Source organism: Qipengyuania sp. YIM B01966 (assembly GCF_016461955.1).
Taxonomy (GTDB): Bacteria; Pseudomonadota; Alphaproteobacteria; order Sphingomonadales; family Sphingomonadaceae; genus QFOP01.
Genome location: NZ_JADMNM010000002.1, coordinates 398,290 through 415,792 on the forward strand (window position 1 = coordinate 398,290; position 17,503 = coordinate 415,792).

Sequence of the window (17,503 nt, forward strand, 5' to 3'; positions counted from 1 at the left end):
CCCAAGAATAACGGATAAATAGCTGTCCTACACGAACCGATATGGTTATATGGAATGCTCTTTTCAGGAGCATCCCAATGGCCATCATCGAATCGCTCATCGGCCCCATCGCCTCGATCATCGACAAGGTGATCCCCGACCGCTAGGCCCGCGCGCAGGCCAAGCTCGAATTGCTGCGGCTCGAAGGGACGCAGGAACCTGCCGCCATTCAGGCGCGCCTTTCCGCCATCATCGCCGAGGCGCAGGCGCCCGACCCGTGGACCAGCCGCGCCCGCCCCAGTTTTCTTTACGTGATGTACGCGATCATGCTGTTCGCGCTGCCGATGGGCGTGCTGTCGGCCTTCTCGCCTCATGCCGCGCTCAGCATCGGCAACGGCGTCAGCGCCTATCTGCGCGGGTTGCCGGAAGAACTCTACGCGCTCTTCGGTACCGGCTATCTCGGTTACACCGCCGCCCGCCAATGGGGCAAAGTCAAGGGGGTCGAGCAATAGCGACGCTTGCTTTTGTACAATAAGCGGTACATATCGTCTGTCGAAGGAGGCCGTTATGGACGTTTTGACCTACAGCGACGCGCGCAAGAATTTGAAAGCCGTGATGGACAAGGTGGTCGAGGATCATTCCGAAGCGATCATCACCCGGCGCAATGGCGGTGCAGTGGTGATGGTTTCGCTCGACGCGTGGAACTCGATCGTCGAAACCGAATATCTGCTGCGCTCCCCCGCCAATGCGAAGCGGCTACGGGACGGCATTGCCGAGCTCAACCGCGGCGGCGGTACGGTGCGCGAGCTCATCGACAAGTGAGGATCGTGTTCTCGTCGAACGGGTGGGAAGATTATCGCCACTGGTGCGACACCGATGTGAAAGAACTGCGGCGGCTCAACCGTCTGATCGAGGAATGCCGCCGCCAACCTTTCACCGGTCCGGGTAAGCCCGAGGCGCTGCGCCACGAACTCAGCGGATGCTGGTCGCGGCGTCTCAATCTGAAGGATCGGCTGGTTTATCGGCTTGTGGGTGACCCAGATGATCAGACGCTGGAGATTATCCAGTGTCGTGGGCATTATTAGACCATGCAACGCCCCACGATCTTCGTCCTTAACGGCCCCAACCTCAACCTGCTCGGCCAGCGCGAGCCGGAGATTTATGGGTCAGCCACGCTCGCCGACATCGGCGCGATGCTGGCCGAGCGGGCTGACCAACTGGGCGTAACGGTCGATATGCGCCAGTCAAACCACGAGGGGCAGCTGGTTGACTGGCTGCACGAAGCGCAGGCGACCGGCGCGAAGGCGGTGCTGCTCAATGCCGGGGCCTATACCCACACTTCGATCGCGCTACTCGATGCGATCCGGGCGATCAGCGTTCCGGTGATCGAGGTGCATTTGTCCGACCCGGCCACGCGCGAAACCTTCCGCCACCATTCCTATGTCGCGCTGGGCGCGGTGGATCAGGTGGCCGGGCTGGGGCCGCAATCCTATCTCGTCGCGCTCGACAAGGCCGCCGCGCTCTAGCGGCAGCCGCGCGGCAACGGCCCCTTGCCAGCCCCGCCCCATCCGCGCATAGGCCTGTGCCGAAAGATATAGCCATAACGAGGCACCGATGAGCGACCACAAGGGCGCAGGGATGAATATCGACGCGGCGCTGGTCCGCGAACTGGCCGAAATGCTGGGCGAAACCGGCCTTACCGAGATCGAGGTCGAGGACGGGGATCGCAAGATCCGCGTGGCGCGCGGCGCGGTGATGGCGACCCCTGTTGCGCCGATGATGGCATCGCCGGCCGCTGCTGCGCCCGCGCCCGTGTCTGCTGCCCCCGCCCCCGCTGCTGAGAGCGCCCCGGCCGATATCGCCGGTGCGGTCAAATCGCCAATGGTCGGCACCGCCTATCTCTCACCCGAACCCGGCGCCGCGCAATTCGTCAAGGTTGGCGACAGCGTCGCCAAGGGCGACACGCTGCTGATCGTCGAAGCGATGAAGGTAATGAACCCGATCGCCGCCGACCGCGCGGGCACCGTCACGCAGATCCTGGTCGAAAACGCGCAGCCGGTCGAATTCGACCAGCCGCTCGTCGTCATCGGCTAGGCGGCACTATGGCGATTACCCGCATCCTGATCGCCAACCGCGGCGAGATTGCCCTGCGCATCCACCGCGCTGCGCACGAAATGGGGATCGAAACGGTCGCGGTGCATTCCACCGCCGATGCCGATGCAATGCACGTCCGGCTGGCCGATCACGCGGTGTGCATCGGCCCGCCGCCCGCGGCCGACAGCTATCTCAATGTCGCGAACATCATCTCGGCCGCCGAGATCGCCCATTGCGACGCGATCCACCCCGGTTATGGCTTCCTTTCGGAAAACGCTAAGTTCGCCGAAATTGTCGAAGCGCACGACATTACCTGGATCGGCCCCAAGCCCGAACATATCCTGACCATGGGCGACAAGGTCGCTGCCAAGAATACCGCCGGCGAACTGGGCCTGCCGCTGGTGCCGGGATCGCCCGGCGCGGTCGACAGCATCGAGGAAGCCCGCGCGGTCGCCGCCGAAATCGGTTATCCGGTGCTGGTCAAGGCGGCCAGCGGCGGCGGCGGGCGCGGGATGAAGGTCGTCCCATCCGAAGATCAGCTTGAAAGCCTGATGGGTCAAGCCCGCAGCGAAGCGAAGAACGCGTTTGGCGATGATACGGTCTATATCGAGAAATATCTCGGCAATCCGCGCCATATCGAGTTCCAGATCTTTGGCGACGGCAATGGCAATGCGATCCATCTGGGCGAACGGGATTGTTCGCTCCAGCGGCGCCACCAGAAGGTACTGGAAGAGGCCCCCTCGCCCATCCTGTCGAGCGAGGAGCGCGAGCGGATGGGCGGGATCTGCGCGCGCGCGATGGCGCAGATGGGTTATCGCGGCGCGGGCACGATCGAATTCCTGTGGGAAGATGGCGCGTTCTATTTCATTGAAATGAACACCCGCCTGCAGGTCGAACATCCGGTGACGGAGGCGATCACCGGAGTCGATCTGGTGCGCGAACAGATCCGCATCGCCGATGGCAAGCCGCTGTCGGTTACGCAGGAGGAAATCGAGTTCAAGGGCCACGCGATCGAATGCCGCATCAACGCGGAAGACCCGTTTACCTTCGCCCCCTCGCCCGGCCTTGTCAGCGCCTATCATGCGGCGGGCGGGATGCATGTGCGGGTCGATAGCGGGCTCTACACCGGTTACCGCGTGCCGCCTTATTACGACAGCATGATCGCCAAGCTGATCGTCTATGGCCGCAGCCGCGAAGGGTGCATCATGCGCCTGCGCCGTGCGCTCGAGGAAATGGTGATCGAAGGAGTCAAGACCTCGATCCCGCTGCACTGCGCGCTACTCGACGAGCCGGACATCCTCAACGGCGACTACAGCATCAAATGGCTCGAGGATTGGCTGGCGCAGCGCGCTGACTAATCAGCAGTCTTGAGCGAGACGATATAGGCGGCCAACTCGTCGGCATCCTCAGGCGCAATTTCGAATGTCATGGCTTCGGGCATGTTGTGCGTGTCGCGCATATGCGTGGTCATGTCGGCCACCCCGATGCCCGGCGCATGGGCGAGCGTCGCGAAGGTCGGCGCGCGGGGATTGGGCGACACCTCGCCCGGATCGATCGCATGGCACCCGGCGCACAGCGTCTCGGCCAGCCGCCGCCCGCGTTCGACCGAGCCGGCGATCGGCGCCACCGGCTGCGCATTGACAAGCGGCGCCGGATCCTCCGCATGATCGACCGGGGCCGCCACGCAGGCGGCGGTCAGCAAGCTAGCCGCCAGAATTGTTGCTCTTCTGCTCATTTCAGAACAAACCCCGCTGCTTCGGCCTCAGCCATGATTTCCGCCCCGCTCAGCCGTGGGTGATCTCCTGCGAGACGGCACCAGTCGGCCGCTTCGTCAGCAAAGATTTCGCGCCCGATCGCATGGCCTGCGGCGCCATCGAACAGACCCGCAGAGAAGCTGCGATTGCCGGTCGGCAGGAACCGGAACCACAGCGCGCTGCCGCAGTCCCGGCAGAATGCGCGTTGCGCCCACTCGCTCGAGCGGTAGATGGCGGCGTGCTCTTCGCCCGCCACCTCCGTCGCCTCGGCACTTTGCGCGGCGTAAAAAGCGCCGCCCCAGCGCCGGCACATGGTGCACAGGCAAATTTCGACGGTCGGCGACGGCCCCGTCAGCGTGATCGCCACGGCCCCGCACAGGCAATGCCCCCGCAGCGTGGCCGCGCTCATGGTTCGATTGGCACGCCCGGCTCGTGCTTGGCCGTGCGAATGGTGAGCGACGTCTTGACGCTATCGACATTGGGGGCCGGCGTCAGCTTGCTGGTGAGAAATTCCTGAAAGCTTTGCAAATCGCGGCTGACGATCTTCAGGATGAAGTCGATTTCGCCATTCAGCATATGCACCTCGCGCACTTCGGGCAGCTGCCGCATATGCTCCTCGAATTCGCGCAGGGCGCTTTCCGCCTGGCTCTTGAGGCTGACCATCGCGAAAACGGTGATCGCAAAGCCGAGCTTCGAGGCGTCGAGATCGGCGTGGTAGCCGCGAATGACGCCGTCTTCCTCGAGCGAGCGCACCCGCCGCAGGCAAGGCGGCGCGGTCAGTCCGACGCGGCTGGCAAGCTCGACATTGGTGATGCGACCTTCGCCCTGCAATTCGGCCAGCAGGCGGCGATCTATCTCGTCAAGATTGCCCATTGCCGCTGCCTCTCCCCCCTGTCGCAAGGACGCTTACAGTACAGTAACAACCGCCAACTCGCGCCCCTGACCGCACAACATTATTATTCCTGCCAGCAATTGTCCCGCTTTGCAACGCGCCGGGCGCGGTTCATGGCAAAGTCGGGGACAACCCGGTAGCCGGCGATTGTCCGCCCACGCCTGAGGTGCGAGCGAGACATGCTCCGGAGTGTCCACGCCCGCCATGCAGTTTGATGACCGCCTTGCCACCGTGCTGCGCCACCGCGCTGCCAATGCGGTGGGGCGGCGGACGCAATACCGCCAATTGATCGACCTGCTGGGCGCACAGCCCGCCGGTGGGGACACAAGGTTGCTTGCGGCGGGCTGGCTGCGGCTGGGCGCGCTCGGCGAACATATCCCTGCGGCCGAGCGCGCCGCCATGCTGCGCGAACCCGGTCTGCGCCTGCGTAGCGCGCAGCTCATCGCGCATCTCGCCAATGACGACGCACCCGAAGTCGCGGCGGCGGCGCTGGCGGCCGCGCAACTGCCCGATGACGACTGGGCCGAACTGATCCCGCGCCTGCCCGTGCGCGCCCGTGGCTTCCTGAGGTTGCGGCGCGACATATCCGGCCCGACCCAGGCCTTGCTCGAGCGGCTGGGCATCCACGACCGCGCCCTCCCGATGCCTGACGAGGTCATGCCGGATGACGCAGGGCCTGCGCAGCCTTCCTTTGCGGTCCCGCCCCCAGCTGTGCCGCTGCGCCCGGCACTGAAGCCCACTCGCCACAAGGCGGCGGCGCCGCCTGCACCGGCGAACGATCCTGCCCTTGCCGAAGGTGATTCCATCGGCGCGCTGGTCCGCCGGATCGAGGCGTTCCAGCGCAATCGAGCCGCTCAGCCAGCGCAGCGCGCGTTAGCAGCCTCTCCCCGCTTGCCGCTCGGCGAAGAGCGCGCCGGCGAAGGCGATCCAATCGTCGCTTTCTCGTTCAGCACCGACGGCGAAGGGCGTATCGACTGGGCCGATCCGTCCGTCGCCCCGATGGTGATCGGCAAGCGGCTGGCTGCAATGGTGGGTCCGGCCTTTCAGCGTCGACAGCCGCTGCGCGCCCTCGTCCTCCCGCTCTCAGGCGCGCCGGCGATTGCCGGGGACTGGATCGTCGACGCCGCGCCGCGCTTCACCGTGCCCGACGGCCGTTATTACGGCTATATCGGCCGGTTCCGGCGCCCTGGGCGCGACGTACCGGCGGCTGACCGGGAAAGTGACCGGATTCGCCAACTGCTCCACGAATTGCGCACGCCGGTTAATGCCATTCAGGGATTTGCCGAGGTCATTCAACAGCAACTCTTCGCGCCGACCCCGCACGAATACCGCGCGCACGCCGCCGCCATCGCCAGCGATGCGGCGCGCATATTGGCCGGCTTCGATGGGCTCGACCGGCTGACCCGTCTGGAACTCGGCGCGGCACAGGTCGATGCGGGCGAGGCCGACCTGGCGGCCACGATCAAGTCCGCTTTGGCCCATGTCGGCCCGGCCATGACCGCCCGCAGCGCGGCAATCCACTTCGCCGCCGATCCCGCATCAGCCGCCCTGGTGCCCATCGCCCCCGCCGACCTGGAAGCGCTTGCCTGGCGGCTGGTCGCCACTCTGGCGAATGCGCTGGCGCCGGGCGAGGAAATCGCGCTGACCGTCCTGCAGGAGGGCAACCGCGCGATCCTGGCCGGAGCGCTGCCCGGCAGCCTCGCCCGCGCCAATGACCCTTTCGCCGCGGTTGAAAAAACCGGCGGCGCCGTCAGTGCCGGGCTGTTCGGCGGGGGCTTTGCCCTGCGCCTGGCCCGCGCCGAAGCACGCAGTGCCGGGGGTAACCTGACCCTTGCCGGCGGGCAATTGAGGCTGATCCTCCCCAGCTTGACCGCGCAGGCACCGCGCCATACCGCTGTCGTGCGCAGTTGACTGTGCGCTCCGCAGGGGGCTGCGGGCAAAGAGGGAGACGCGATGCACGCCGCCGCTCGTTCGATCCTCGACCCGCCACCTGCGGCCGCACGCGTCCGGTTTGCTGACGGTTTCGGCGCGCGCTTCCTGCTGACGGTCGATACCGAGGAGGAGTTTGACTGGAACGCGCCGCTGACCCGCACCGGGCACCGGCTCGACCATGTCACGCGCCTCGCCAAGTTCCAGCAATTCTGTGAAGGCATCGGCGTGGCACCCGTCTACCTGGTCGACTGGCCAGTGGCCAATTCCTCTGCCGCGCAGGACATCATCGGCCCCGCTGTCGCCGCCGGCCGCGCCGAGGTCGGGTTGCAACTGCACCCGTGGGTCAATCCGCCGCATCGCGAGGACATCAACCCGGCCAACAGCTTTCCCGGCAACCTGCCGCGCGCGCTCGAGCGCGACAAGCTGCTGGCGTTGAAAGATCGGGTCGAGCGAACCTTTGCCACCGCTCCCCTGATCTACCGTGCCGGCCGGTATGGCGCTGGCCCGCATACCGCTGAGCTGCTGGCCGAGGCTGGCATCGCAGTGGACAGTTCGGTTCGGGCACGCTTCTCCTATGCCGCCGAAGGGGGGCCGGACTATACCGCGCACCCGATCACGCCCTATTGGCTCGATGACGCCCGCCGCGTGTTCGAACTGCCCCTGACCACGACGTTCTGGGGGTTGCTGCGCAATCATGGCACGCGCATCTATCGGGCCACCGGCGACGGCGCCCCGCTGCGGGGCCTGTTTGCCCGCACCGGCCTACTCGAGCGGATTGCGCTCACGCCCGAAGGGGTTAATCTGGGCGAAGCGGTGCGCGGGATCGACATGGCAATTGACGAGCAGCTCGACGTGCTGGTTCTGTCTTTCCACAGCCCATCCCTGGTGCCCGGCAATACGCCCTACGTGCATGACGAGACGGGTCTCGATCGCCTGTACGATTGGTGGCGCGGCGTGTGCGGCTATCTGCTGCAACGCGGCGTGCGGCCCACCAGCGTCGCGCAAATTGTCGCTGCCGCACGCGCCGCCCGCTAGCCGCGCTTGCCACGCGCGCCTGCCGCCGCTACGCGCCGCGACGCACGCGGTGCGCGGGGCCTGTAGCTCAGCGGTTAGAGCTGGCCGCTCATAACGGCTAGGTCGCGGGTTCGAATCCTGCCGGGCCCACCAGCACCGTCGAGCGTACGAAGCCCTGTGTCGGGGAGTAGCGCAGCCTGGTAGCGCATCTGCTTTGGGAGCAGAGGGTCGCAGGTTCGAATCCTGTCTCCCCGACCACCTTTAGGGCTCAGTCCAGATCGCCGGTCAGCGCCAGCTCGCCTTCGCCATACAGGTAATCGCGCTTGAACCGGCCATGGCGATGCAGCCGCTTCTTGTCTGGCGCCCGCATCCGGCCGCGCCGGAAATCCGCGACGCCGCCTTCGCGCAGGTCGCGCAGGACACGGTTCATGTGGATCGCGGTGGTGCCACAGATATTTGCGATGTCGACCTGCTTCAAAGGCGCGAAAAAGCCGTCGTCCTCGGCAAGGCCGACCATGGCCAGCCTTTCCCACACTTCGGCAAAGAAGTGCGCGGCCCGCCCCTCGGCGCGCAGCTGCCCCTGTTTCATGATCCATTCGCGGTGGATCGCCGCATCGAGCAATGTCGAGAACCACAGCACACGCGCAAAATGGGGCTCCTGATCGATGATCAGCCGCAGCTTGTCATGCGTGACAGCGGCCACCCGTGCCGGACCAAGCGCCACGATATTATGGTCGAGCCGCTTGAGCGGGAAGGCGTGCAGGTCCATGAAATCGCCGGGTACGTGGATGCTGACGATCTGTGCGCCCCCATCATCCTCGATCACGCGAACCGCGAAGCCTTCCACCAGCATCGTCGAATGATTGACGAGATTCCCGCGCTTGATGAGCACGGTCCCATCCGGAAACTCTTCGGCCGGATCGAATAACTTTTCGAAAAGCTGCGCCTCGCGTGTGGTAATTGCATGACGCAGGCGCCCTTGGAGAAATCGCCCCGTCACGGGAAAGCGATTATCGTTCACGCTGCCCCCACCAAGTTTCCTGCTGGCGGTCGCCGCCGCCTTTCCGGGCCTGCTTAAAAACTTAGTTTTGGAAGTGCAGCCGAAATTATTGGAAATTGCGAAAGATTAGTTTTCGGACATAGCCTTGTCGGGTGTGAGAATGAGTATGTTGCGCTCCACTCGCCAACCCGCCAGGCGCGAGAGGAAGTTCATCCCGAGAACATTGGTGCGGCCCAGATTGGGCGCGATGACCGCATCCAGCCCGCTCGCCTCGATATTGCCGAACCGCAGCGTTTCGATCGTCGTCAGTTCGGCGGCAATCGCGCCGTTGGCGGTGCGGATCTGTACCGGAATGCCGCTGCGTCGGGGGCTCAGGCCAGCCGCGCGGGCGGTTTCGCTCGACACGGCGGTGAGCGTGGCGCCGGTGTCGACGAGGAAGCGGGTGGGTATGCCATCAACCTTGGCTTCCAGCCAGAAGTGGCCATCATGGGCCAGCGGAATCCGGGTTTCCCCGCCGCTGACCTGCTGTCTTGGCAGGCCAAATTCGGGCAGCGCGACGTCCAGCCGGGAATCGAACCGGGCAATCTGCAGGACGACGGTGAGCAGCACCCCGGCGAGCACAACGGTACTCAAGCGGCCCAGAACCCGTCCGAAGACGATCCGCCGCCGCGCCAGCATCGTGCCCAGCCAGCCCACGATCATCGCGCCGACGGCCAGCATCAACAGGCCCGATTGCGGCACGGCGGCAACCGTCTCGCCCAGCCGCTCAACGATCTCGCGTGGTTGCATGCCGATAATATGGGTGTTGCGAGGGCGAAGGGCCAGCCGCGTACCGTTACGGCGCGAAGTTGGCGGAGGCGCGGTCAGCGAGCATGATGGCGAACAGCGCGTCTGCATCGAGCCACCGCGTGCGGATCTGCCAGCCACCAGCCATCAGCAGCAACGCCGCACTGCGCAGCGAGAATTTGTGGCTGTTTTCGGTGTGGATGCTGTCGCCGGCGCCCATCGCGAAGGACTGACCGGCAATGGTGAAGGACAGCGCGCACTCGGCCACCAGATGCATCTCGATCCGTGCCTGCGTATCGTTCCATCGCGCCTCGTGGCGGAACTGCGCCACCGGAATGGTCCCGCCGGCTTCGCGATTGATCCGCTGGAGCAGGTTGCGGTTGAACCGAGCGGTGACGCCAGCCGCATCGTCATACGCCGCGACGAGCGCGGCCTCATCCTTGATGAGGTCCATGCCGATCAGCAATTGCGCGCCTTCGCCTAGCGTGGCGGCCATGCTCCGCAGCAGATCGGTAGCTGCCCGCGGGCCGAAATTGCCGATGGTCGAGCCGGGGAAAAAGCCCAGCTTGGGCAGACCCTCAACAGCGCTCGGCAGGGCGACGGGCTGGAGGAAATCCGCCTTGACCGGGTGGACCGGCAGACCAGGCCGGGCAGCCGCCAGCGCGGCGGCCGACGCGCGCAGAAAATCGCCCGAAATGTCGATCGGTACATAGGCCGCCGGGGAAATCGCATCGAGCACCAGCGGCGTCTTGGTCGAACTGCCCGAACCGAATTCCACGACCGCGCGCCCCGGGCCGACCTGCGTTGCCAGATCCGCTGCACAGGCAGCGAGGATCGCGGTTTCCGTGCGCGTGGGATAATATTCGGGGAGACGGGTGAGGTCCTCGAACAGATGCGACCCGGCCTCGTCATAGAGCCACCGCGCCGGCACAGCCTTTTGCGGCAGCGCCATTCCGGCGAGCACGTCGCGCACAAAAGCCGGATCGGCGCCGTCGACCAGCGCCATCACGCGTCCTTGGCCAGCCGCAGGCCGATGAACTGCCAGCGCTGATGCGGGTAAAAGAAGTTGCGGTAGCTCGCCCGCGAATGGCCACGCGGGGTGGCACAGCTCGCGCCGCGCAGCACGAACTGCCCGGCCATGAACTTGCCATTATACTCGCCCACCGCCCCTTCCGCCGGCTGGAAGCGGGGATAGGGCAGATAGGCCGAGCGGGTGAATTGCCAGCAATCGCCGAACAGGCCGGGCGCGCCGCGCGGGGCGACCGGTCCTGGCGCATCTAGCTGGTTGCCGCCGGCGGGGTCATGCCCCTGCGCGATCGTCTCCCATTCGAACTCTGTCGGCAGGCGCGCGCCGGCCCAGGTGGCAAAGGCATCGGCCTCGTAATACGAAATGTGGCTGACCGGTGCTTCGGCTTCGCGCACTTGCCACCCGGCCAGCGTGAAATGCGCATCGTCCCGCCAGTAGAGCGGCGCGGCGACCCCTTCCGCCCGCACCCACGCCCAGCCGTCGGCGAGCCACAGGCGCGGCTGGCGATAGCCGTCGTCGGCGATGAACGCGTCCCACTCGCGGTTGGTCACCAGCCGCTGCGATAGCGCGAAGGGCTGCACCAGCACCCGGTGGCGCGGGCCTTCATTGTCGAACGCAAAGCCGCGGCCTCCATGGCCGACCTCCGCGATCCCACCCGGATGGTCCCACCAGCCGTCGTCCGCCGGACTTTCGACCGATGGTGCCTTGGCATCCGACGAGTACGCCGGGCCAAGCGGGTTCTGGAACAGCGCATGCTTGATATCGGTCAGCAGCAATTCCTGATGCTGCTGTTCGTGCGCGAGGCCCAGTTCGATCAGCCCCGCCAGCGACGGATCGTCCAGCAACGGGGCGATCGCCGCATCGACATGCGCGCGCCAGTCGAGGATTTCCGCCAGCGTCGGCCGCGAGAGGAGCCCGCGACTGGCCCGCGCGATCCGCGCGCCTTCCGCCTCGTAATAGGAGTTGAACAGGAACGGCCACCGCTCGTCAAACCGGCGATAGCCGGGCAGATGATCGCGCAGCAGGAAGGTTTCCCAGAACCACGTCGTGTGCGCCAGATGCCACTTGGCGGGCGAGGCGTCGGGCATCGACTGGATCGTCGCATCGGCATCGCTGAGCGGGGCCGCCAGCGCTGCGCTCAACCCGCGCGTTGCAGCAAGGCGGGTCGCGAGGTCTGGACCATCCTGTGCAGGAGACAATTTCGACGCCATGCATTCACCTCCCGCTCGGCCGGTATGGCCGCCACGCGGGCGCTTGGAAAGCGCAAAGGCAGGATATTTCAGGCGGCTGCCCGCTGGCCCGCACTCTGCCGATTGACCATTTCCGCGATCAGGAACGCCAGTTCGAGCGATTGCGCCGCGTTCAGTCGCGGGTCGCAATGGGTGTGATAGCGGTCGGCCAGCGCGGCATCGGTGATCGCCACTGCCCCGCCGACGCATTCGGTCACGTCCTGCCCGGTCATTTCAACATGGATGCCGCCCGGATGCGTCCCTTCCGCGCGGTGGACGGCGAAGAAGCTGCGCGTTTCGGCCAGGATGCGGTCGAACGGGCGGGTCTTGTACCCGCTGTCCGATTTGACGACATTGCCGTGCATCGGGTCGCAGCTCCACACCACCGGATGCCCTTCGCGGGTGACCGCGCGCAGCAGCCGCGGCAAGCCGGCCTCCACCTTGTCGTGCCCGAAGCGCGCGATCAGCGTGATCCGCCCCGGTTCGCGCGCGGGATTAAGCGTGTCGAGCAGGCGCAGCAGTTCATCCGGTTCGAGGCTCGGCCCGCATTTCATGCCCAGCGGGTTACCGATGCCGCGCGCGAATTCGATGTGCGCGCTGCCGGCAAAACGGGTGCGGTCGCCAATCCAGACCATGTGCGCGCTGGTATCGTACCAGTCGCCGGTGAGCGAATCCTGCCGCGTCATCGCCTGCTCGTAGGGCAGCAGCAGGGCCTCGTGGCTGGTGTAGAAACTGGTGCCCTTCAGTTGCGGGACGGTCGCCGGGTCGATCCCGCAGGCTTCCATGAAATCGAGCGCCTCGCCGATGCGGTCGGCGGTCTGGGCGAATTTGTCGGCCCACGGGCTGCGGCCCATGAAATCGAGCGTCCATTGGTGCACCTGCCGCAAATTGGCATAGCCGCCGCCGGCAAAAGCGCGCAGCAGGTTGAGCGTGGCGGCGGCCTGCGAATAGGCGCGCACCATCCGTGCCGGATCGTTGCGGCGCGCGCCGTCCTCGAACTCGATGCCGTTGACGATATCGCCGAGATAGCTCGGCAGCGTCTGCTCGCCCTGCGTCTCGCTGGCGGAACTGCGCGGTTTCGCGAACTGGCCCGCCATCCGCCCCACCTTCACCACCGGCTGCTTGCCGGCGAAAGTCAGCACGACCGCCATCTGCAGCAGCACGCGGAAAGTATCGCGGATATTGTTGGGGTGAAATTCGGCGAAACTTTCCGCGCAATCCCCGCCCTGGAGCAGGAACGCCTTGCCCGCGGCAACTTCGGCGAGATCGGCCGTCAGCGCGCGCGCCTCGCCCGCGAACACCAGCGGCGGATAGTTTGACAACGTGCGTTCCGCCTCAGCCAGCGCGGCCGCATCCTCGTAACGCGGCAAATGCCGCGCTTCGTGCATCTGCCAGCTATCCGGGCTCCATCTGCTTGCCACGTCGTCCTTCTCTTGCCTGTTCGGCACCCGTTCTAAGGCCGCTGCCCTTCAAACGCAAAGCAGCCGCTCGGCCAAGGCCATTAAACTTGGGCGCACAGAAGGCGCGATTGTCACCGCTCAGCGCGTTCCTGCAGGCAGCGACTCGCCTTCGGGCAGCACCGCAATCCGGTACCCGGGCCGGCTCGAAAGGTATTTCGCTGCCAGTTTCTGCATCGCGTCGGGGGTGGTGCGCGAATAATCGTCGAGCAGCGTGCGCAGCATGGCCACGCGGCGCGGATCGGTGCTCGCCCCTTCGAGCTGATACAACCAGAACAGATTGCCCGTCGATGCGCGGCTGACGAGTTGGCGGAGCGGCTCGGTCACCCGTTGCAGCTCCGCTGCACTCGGCGGATTGACCGTCAGATCGCGGGCGATCTCGTCCGCCGCGGCAAAGAAGGCCGGCACATCGGCCGGCTGCAACTGGGCGATGGCGGTGACCGTCCCGCCGCTCGCCAGATCTTCCGGCCAGTTCGAGGACACTTGCGGCGCGTAGGATGCGCCCGAACGCTCGCGCATCTCGGCCAGCAGCCGGTTGTTGAACAATTGGGTGAGGATTTCGAGCTGGCGCGATTCGCGCAAACCCACGACCCCGCCCCCTGTCGGCCAGGCGACAACGGCTGCCGCCTGATTGGCATCGCCGCGATGGGTGAGCACGACCGGCGCCGCAGCGGGCGCCGGGAAGCTTGGCACCCGCGCCGCTTGTGCGGGCGTGATCGGCGTGCGGGGCGGCAAAGCGCCGAACGTCCGTTCGAGCGCCGCGATGGCCTGGGCGCGATCGAATTCGCCGAAGATCAACACCTCGACGGGCCCCTGACGCAGGATCGGCTCCCACACCGCACGGAACCCTTCGGGCGTGGCCCCCGCAATTGCTGCCGCATCGGGCGTGCCGAAGCGCGGATCGCGGTCGCGCAGCAGATATTCGAGATCGCGGGTCAGCACACCCGCCGGGCTTGCTGAATAGCTTTCATAGGTCACGCGCGCGGCGGCCTTGGCGCGCAGCACCGGATTGGCGTCCCAGCGCGGCATCCCCAGCTTGGCCGCGAACAGATAGAGTTGGTCGGCAAGGTCAGCCGAACGGGTCTGCGCCGAGAAGGTGAATACCCCGTCGCCAACCCCGAAATCGAAGCCCAACCGCCGGCCGGTGGCGATCCGGTCGAGATCGTCCTGGCCCAGCGCGCCCACGCCCGAGCCGACCAGCGCGGATTCGCCCAGTTCGATATAGGGCGCGTCTTGCGGCTCGAACGCGCGGTAGCCGGCGCCGAAGCGAACCTTGACCGCCGTGCGCCCCGGCTCGGCATCATTCGCCCACAGCAGCGCGGTGACGCCGTTCGACAGCTGCACGCGCTCTATCTCCAGCAAGCCCAACGGCCGCGCATCGGCGACCGATCCGGCGGGGCCGATCGGCGGCAGGTCGGCAAAGGATACCGGCCGCTCGTCAAGCCGGGCGCTCGCGTCAGGCGTCGCGGCAGTCCGCAACGCGGCGGCCAGCGCGCCTGCATCAGCCTCGCCCGTTGCCGGGGTGACATAGACCCCGCGGATGACGTCGCCAGTGAACAGCGCGCGCGTATGCGCCAGCACCTCGGCCGGGGTGAGCCGGTGGCGCATCCCGCGAAACACCGTCAGCACGGTCTCGGGCGCAGCGACCGCCTCGCGAATATCGACCGCCTGAACGATGTCGTCGGCCAGTTTCGATCCCGCCATCACCGACCGCTGTTCGACCGAACTGGCAAAGGTGACGTCGAATTCTGCGGCCTCGCGGTCGATCTCCGCCTGCGTCGGCGGCTGCGCGATGGCATCGGCAATGACGCCGCGCACATCGGCCAGCGCGGCGCGCCAATCCTCGGTCAGCGGGGCGAAGGTGACAAAGGTGGCATCGGCCGACCGACTGACATCGTCCTGCGAGACCTGCGCGTACAGATACGATCCGCCAGCGCGTGCACGCGTTTCCAGCCGCCGGTTGATGATCGACTGGGCCAGAGTGTCGAGCAGCAGCCCTTCATTATAGACGATGGTATCGTTCACCGGCCGCCACGGGCGCATCACCGCATAGGTCAGCGAACGCGGCAGATCGGGTTCGACCAGCACGCGCGTCTCGCCCACCGGGTTGGCCGGATCGGCGCCGGCGGGTGCCACCGGATCGCCGAAGGGCGGCGCCTCGACCTTTGCCCCGCGCCCGCGCCAGTCACCGAAATATTTCTCGACCAGCGAGGCGAGCAGTTGCGGATCGACATCGCCGGCGGCGACCACCACGGTATTTTCCGGGCGATACCAGCGGCGATGGAACTCGCGAATGCTCGCTTCGGTCGCGCCGGTCAGTGTGGCTTCGGTTCCGATCGGCAGCCGCTCGGCCAGCCGCTGGCCGGCAAACAGCGTCCGCCGGCTTTCTTCGGCCACGCGCAATTGCGCCCCGCCGCGCTCGCGCATCTCGGCCAGCACGATTGGCACATCGGCGGCAAGGTTGGCCTGCGACAAGGCGGGTTCGCGCATCATGCCCGCGAGCAGGCGGAAGCTCTCCTCCAGCTTGGCGGGCGTCACATTGGGCAGGTCGAGCTTGTAGGCGGTGTGCGTCGGGCTGGTTTCGGCATTGGTATCGCTGCCGAAGGTGGCGCCCAGCGCCTGCCAGCGTCCGATCGCCTCCCCAGGGCCGAGATGCTTGCTCTGCCGGAAGACCAAGTGCTCGATCAGGTGGGCATAGCCCTGTTCGGGATCGCGTTCGTGGATCGAGCCGGCATCGATGCGAATGCGGATCGACACCTGCCCCGGCGGCACCCCATTGCGGCGCACCGCATAGCGCACCCCGTTGCGCATTTCGCCGAACAGCCATTCGCGGTCGCGCGGCACGTCGCTGCCGCGATAGATCCACGGCACCGTCTCGCCGGTCTGCAGCGCCGTCGGCGGCGGCAGCGGCCGGTCCTGCGCCGACAGCGGCGGAGCAATAAAGGCCAGCGGAAGGGCGAGGACGATGCGCCGGGCGGCGCGGGAAAACACGGTCATGGGGCGACTATAGCGGCCGTATCGGTGAAGCGCGAGTGAATGGCGGCGGCTTTTTCCGGGGCGCCCGCGAACGGGCTGTTGCCCTTGCCGCTCTCCGGCCGGCGCCCTACATCAGGGGTATGTTCATCGAAACCGAAGCAACCCCCAATCCCGCCAGCATCAAGTTCCTGCCCGGGCGACAGGTGATGCCCGCCGGCACCCGCGATTTTGCCACGCCGGAAGCCGCCGAGGCGAGCCCGCTGGCGCAGGCGCTGTTCGATACCGGGGAGGTCGTCAATGTGATGTTCGGGGGTGATTTCGTCACCGTAACAGCCGCGCCGGGTGCCGAATGGGCCCAGTTACGGCCACAAATCGTGTCGATCCTGCTCGACCATTTCATCGCCGAGGCGCCTTTGTTTGCCGGCGGCGACGCCAGCGGCTTTGCCGTCCCCCCGGAAACCGAGCTCGTCGTAGATGCCGATCCGGCGGATGCGGATATCGTCGCCCAGATCAACGAATTGCTCGACACCCGTGTGCGGCCCGCCGTGGCGGGCGATGGCGGCGACATAGTCTATCGCGGATACCGCGACGGGGTGGTGTTCCTGACGATGCAGGGCGCCTGTGCCGGATGCCCGTCGTCCAGTGCTACCCTCAAGCACGGGATCGAAGGGCTGTTGAAGCATTACGTGCCCGAAATCACCGAGGTGCGCGCGGCGTGACTGTGCAGTTTCACGATCGGCCGCTCGGCGATTCGGCGCTCGCGCAACTCTTCGGTGAAGCACGCAGCTATAATGGCTGGCTCGACCGCCCGGTCAGCGAAGCGCAGATCGAACAAATCCACAGCCTGCTGAAAATGGGTCCGACATCGGCCAATTCGCAGCCGGCCCGGTTCGTCTGGTGCCGCTCGCAAGACGCCAAAAATCAGCTGGCGGAATGTGCCATCGAAACCAACCGCGCCAAAATCCTCACCGCACCGGTTTGCGTGATCATCGGCTACGATCTCGACTTTCACGAGGAATTGCCGTTCCTGTTCCCCCATGCCGACGCCAAGCTGTGGTTTGACGGCAATGAGGCTTTGCGGCGCGAGACAGGCGCGCGCAACTCGGCGTTGCAGGGCGCCTATCTGATGCTCGCCGCACGCAGCCTGGGGCTCGATTGCGGGCCGATGTCGGGGGTCGATCTTGATCTCGTCACCGCGCGCTTTTTCGCCGATCAGCCGCGCTGCCGCGCTGACTGGATCTGCTCGATCGGCTATGGCGATCCGGCGAGCATCTTCCCCCGCAGCCCACGCCCCGAATTCGCCCGCTTCAATCGCATCGTCTAAGCCGCAGCCTTTACCTGCCCGACGGCTTGCGGCATCGAC

18 protein-coding genes, 2 tRNA genes and 1 pseudogene are annotated in these 17,503 nt (G+C 66.2%); 12 read left to right on the forward strand and 9 right to left on the reverse strand.

Translation table 11 applies throughout. From position 1 onward, the window contains the following. Nucleotides 1-77 precede the first annotated feature (77 nt). The 6 genes and pseudogenes from ILT46_RS04660 (at nt 78) to accC (ending at nt 3,431) form a co-directional block, all read left to right on the forward strand. Nucleotides 78-491: pseudogene (locus ILT46_RS04660) on the forward strand (holin family protein). A 55-nt stretch (nt 492-546) separates the two neighbouring features. Next, nucleotides 547-801, forward strand: coding sequence for a type II toxin-antitoxin system Phd/YefM family antitoxin (locus ILT46_RS04665; protein WP_199503462.1), 255 nt, complete (start codon nt 547-549; stop codon nt 799-801). Beyond that, nucleotides 798-1,064: a Txe/YoeB family addiction module toxin gene (locus ILT46_RS04670; RefSeq protein WP_199503463.1), complete on the forward strand. Its 267-nt coding sequence runs from the start codon at nt 798-800 to the stop codon at nt 1,062-1,064. The genes ILT46_RS04665 and ILT46_RS04670 overlap by 4 nt, the downstream gene beginning before the upstream one ends. Nucleotides 1,065-1,067: 3 nt before the next feature. Further along, the gene (aroQ, locus tag ILT46_RS04675) at nt 1,068-1,505 is read left to right on the forward strand and encodes a type II 3-dehydroquinate dehydratase (protein ID WP_199503464.1); all 438 of its coding nucleotides are present in this window, start codon (nt 1,068-1,070) and stop codon (nt 1,503-1,505) included. Nucleotides 1,506-1,593: 88 nt separating this feature from the next. Next, the gene (gene accB, locus ILT46_RS04680) at nt 1,594-2,073 is read left to right on the forward strand and encodes an acetyl-CoA carboxylase biotin carboxyl carrier protein (protein ID WP_233396982.1); all 480 of its coding nucleotides are present in this window, start codon (nt 1,594-1,596) and stop codon (nt 2,071-2,073) included. An 8-nt stretch (nt 2,074-2,081) separates the two neighbouring features. Further along, a complete protein-coding gene (gene accC, locus ILT46_RS04685; RefSeq protein WP_199503465.1) occupies nt 2,082-3,431 on the forward strand; it encodes an acetyl-CoA carboxylase biotin carboxylase subunit in 1,350 nt (449 codons plus the stop codon). Here accC and ILT46_RS04690 read toward each other — a convergent pair. From ILT46_RS04690 to ILT46_RS04700, 3 genes are read right to left on the reverse strand one after another with little or no spacing between them, the layout of a single operon-like run. Continuing rightward, nucleotides 3,428-3,808 (reverse strand): c-type cytochrome, encoded by a 381-nt coding sequence (locus tag ILT46_RS04690; protein WP_199503466.1) that lies wholly within the window; start codon nt 3,806-3,808, stop codon nt 3,428-3,430. The genes accC and ILT46_RS04690 overlap by 4 nt on opposite strands. Further along, nucleotides 3,805-4,236 (reverse strand): GFA family protein, encoded by a 432-nt coding sequence (locus ILT46_RS04695; protein WP_233396983.1) that lies wholly within the window; start codon nt 4,234-4,236, stop codon nt 3,805-3,807. The genes ILT46_RS04690 and ILT46_RS04695 overlap by 4 nt, the downstream gene beginning before the upstream one ends. Beyond that, entirely contained in the window at nt 4,233-4,700 is a 468-nt protein-coding gene (locus ILT46_RS04700) for an Lrp/AsnC family transcriptional regulator (protein WP_199503467.1), read from the reverse strand. The genes ILT46_RS04695 and ILT46_RS04700 overlap by 4 nt, the downstream gene beginning before the upstream one ends. 208 nt (nt 4,701-4,908) lie before the next feature. Between ILT46_RS04700 and ILT46_RS04705 the strand changes: the two genes are divergently transcribed. From ILT46_RS04705 to ILT46_RS04720, 4 genes are all read left to right on the forward strand, one after another. Continuing rightward, nucleotides 4,909-6,630, forward strand: coding sequence for a sensor histidine kinase (locus tag ILT46_RS04705; protein WP_370592330.1), 1,722 nt, complete (start codon nt 4,909-4,911; stop codon nt 6,628-6,630). A gap of 42 nt (nt 6,631-6,672) precedes the next feature. Further along, nucleotides 6,673-7,686 carry a polysaccharide deacetylase family protein gene (locus tag ILT46_RS04710; protein WP_199503468.1) on the forward strand — a complete coding sequence of 338 codons (1,014 nt, stop codon included), beginning with the start codon at nt 6,673-6,675 and terminating at the stop codon, nt 7,684-7,686. 56 nt (nt 7,687-7,742) lie between these two features. Beyond that, nucleotides 7,743-7,818 (forward strand) — tRNA-Ile (locus ILT46_RS04715). A 28-nt stretch (nt 7,819-7,846) separates the two neighbouring features. Next, a tRNA-Pro gene (locus ILT46_RS04720) sits at nt 7,847-7,923 on the forward strand. Between the two features lie 10 nt (nt 7,924-7,933). On the opposite strand, the gene ILT46_RS04725 is transcribed toward ILT46_RS04720, so the two are convergent. The 6 genes from ILT46_RS04725 to ILT46_RS04750 form a co-directional block, all read right to left on the reverse strand. Then, the gene (locus tag ILT46_RS04725; protein ID WP_199503469.1) at nt 7,934-8,686 is read right to left on the reverse strand and encodes a Crp/Fnr family transcriptional regulator; all 753 of its coding nucleotides are present in this window, start codon (nt 8,684-8,686) and stop codon (nt 7,934-7,936) included. 105 nt (nt 8,687-8,791) lie between these two features. Next, nucleotides 8,792-9,454 (reverse strand): retropepsin-like aspartic protease family protein, encoded by a 663-nt coding sequence (locus ILT46_RS04730; RefSeq protein ID WP_199503470.1) that lies wholly within the window; start codon nt 9,452-9,454, stop codon nt 8,792-8,794. Nucleotides 9,455-9,500: 46 nt separating this feature from the next. Continuing rightward, nucleotides 9,501-10,457 carry an L-histidine N(alpha)-methyltransferase gene (gene egtD / locus ILT46_RS04735; protein ID WP_199503471.1) on the reverse strand — a complete coding sequence of 319 codons (957 nt, stop codon included), beginning with the start codon at nt 10,455-10,457 and terminating at the stop codon, nt 9,501-9,503. After that, nucleotides 10,457-11,689: an ergothioneine biosynthesis protein EgtB gene (gene egtB, locus ILT46_RS04740; protein WP_199503472.1), complete on the reverse strand. Its 1,233-nt coding sequence runs from the start codon at nt 11,687-11,689 to the stop codon at nt 10,457-10,459. Before egtB ends, egtD begins: the two co-directional genes overlap by 1 nt. 68 nt (nt 11,690-11,757) lie before the next feature. Beyond that, nucleotides 11,758-13,128, reverse strand: coding sequence for a class II 3-deoxy-7-phosphoheptulonate synthase (locus ILT46_RS04745; protein ID WP_199503473.1), 1,371 nt, complete (start codon nt 13,126-13,128; stop codon nt 11,758-11,760). A 117-nt stretch (nt 13,129-13,245) separates the two neighbouring features. Beyond that, nucleotides 13,246-16,161: a M16 family metallopeptidase gene (locus ILT46_RS04750; RefSeq protein ID WP_199503474.1), complete on the reverse strand. Its 2,916-nt coding sequence runs from the start codon at nt 16,159-16,161 to the stop codon at nt 13,246-13,248. Between the two features lie 119 nt (nt 16,162-16,280). Here ILT46_RS04750 and ILT46_RS04755 point away from each other — a divergent pair, with 119 nt between their 5' ends. Further along, nucleotides 16,281-16,859, forward strand: a complete 579-nt coding sequence (locus tag ILT46_RS04755) for a NifU family protein (protein WP_199503475.1) — start codon at nt 16,281-16,283, stop codon at nt 16,857-16,859. Next, on the forward strand, nt 16,856-17,464 hold the full coding sequence (locus tag ILT46_RS04760; RefSeq protein WP_370592332.1) for a malonic semialdehyde reductase: 609 nt from the start codon (nt 16,856-16,858) through the stop codon (nt 17,462-17,464). Before ILT46_RS04755 ends, ILT46_RS04760 begins: the two co-directional genes overlap by 4 nt. Nucleotides 17,465-17,503 lie beyond the last annotated feature (39 nt).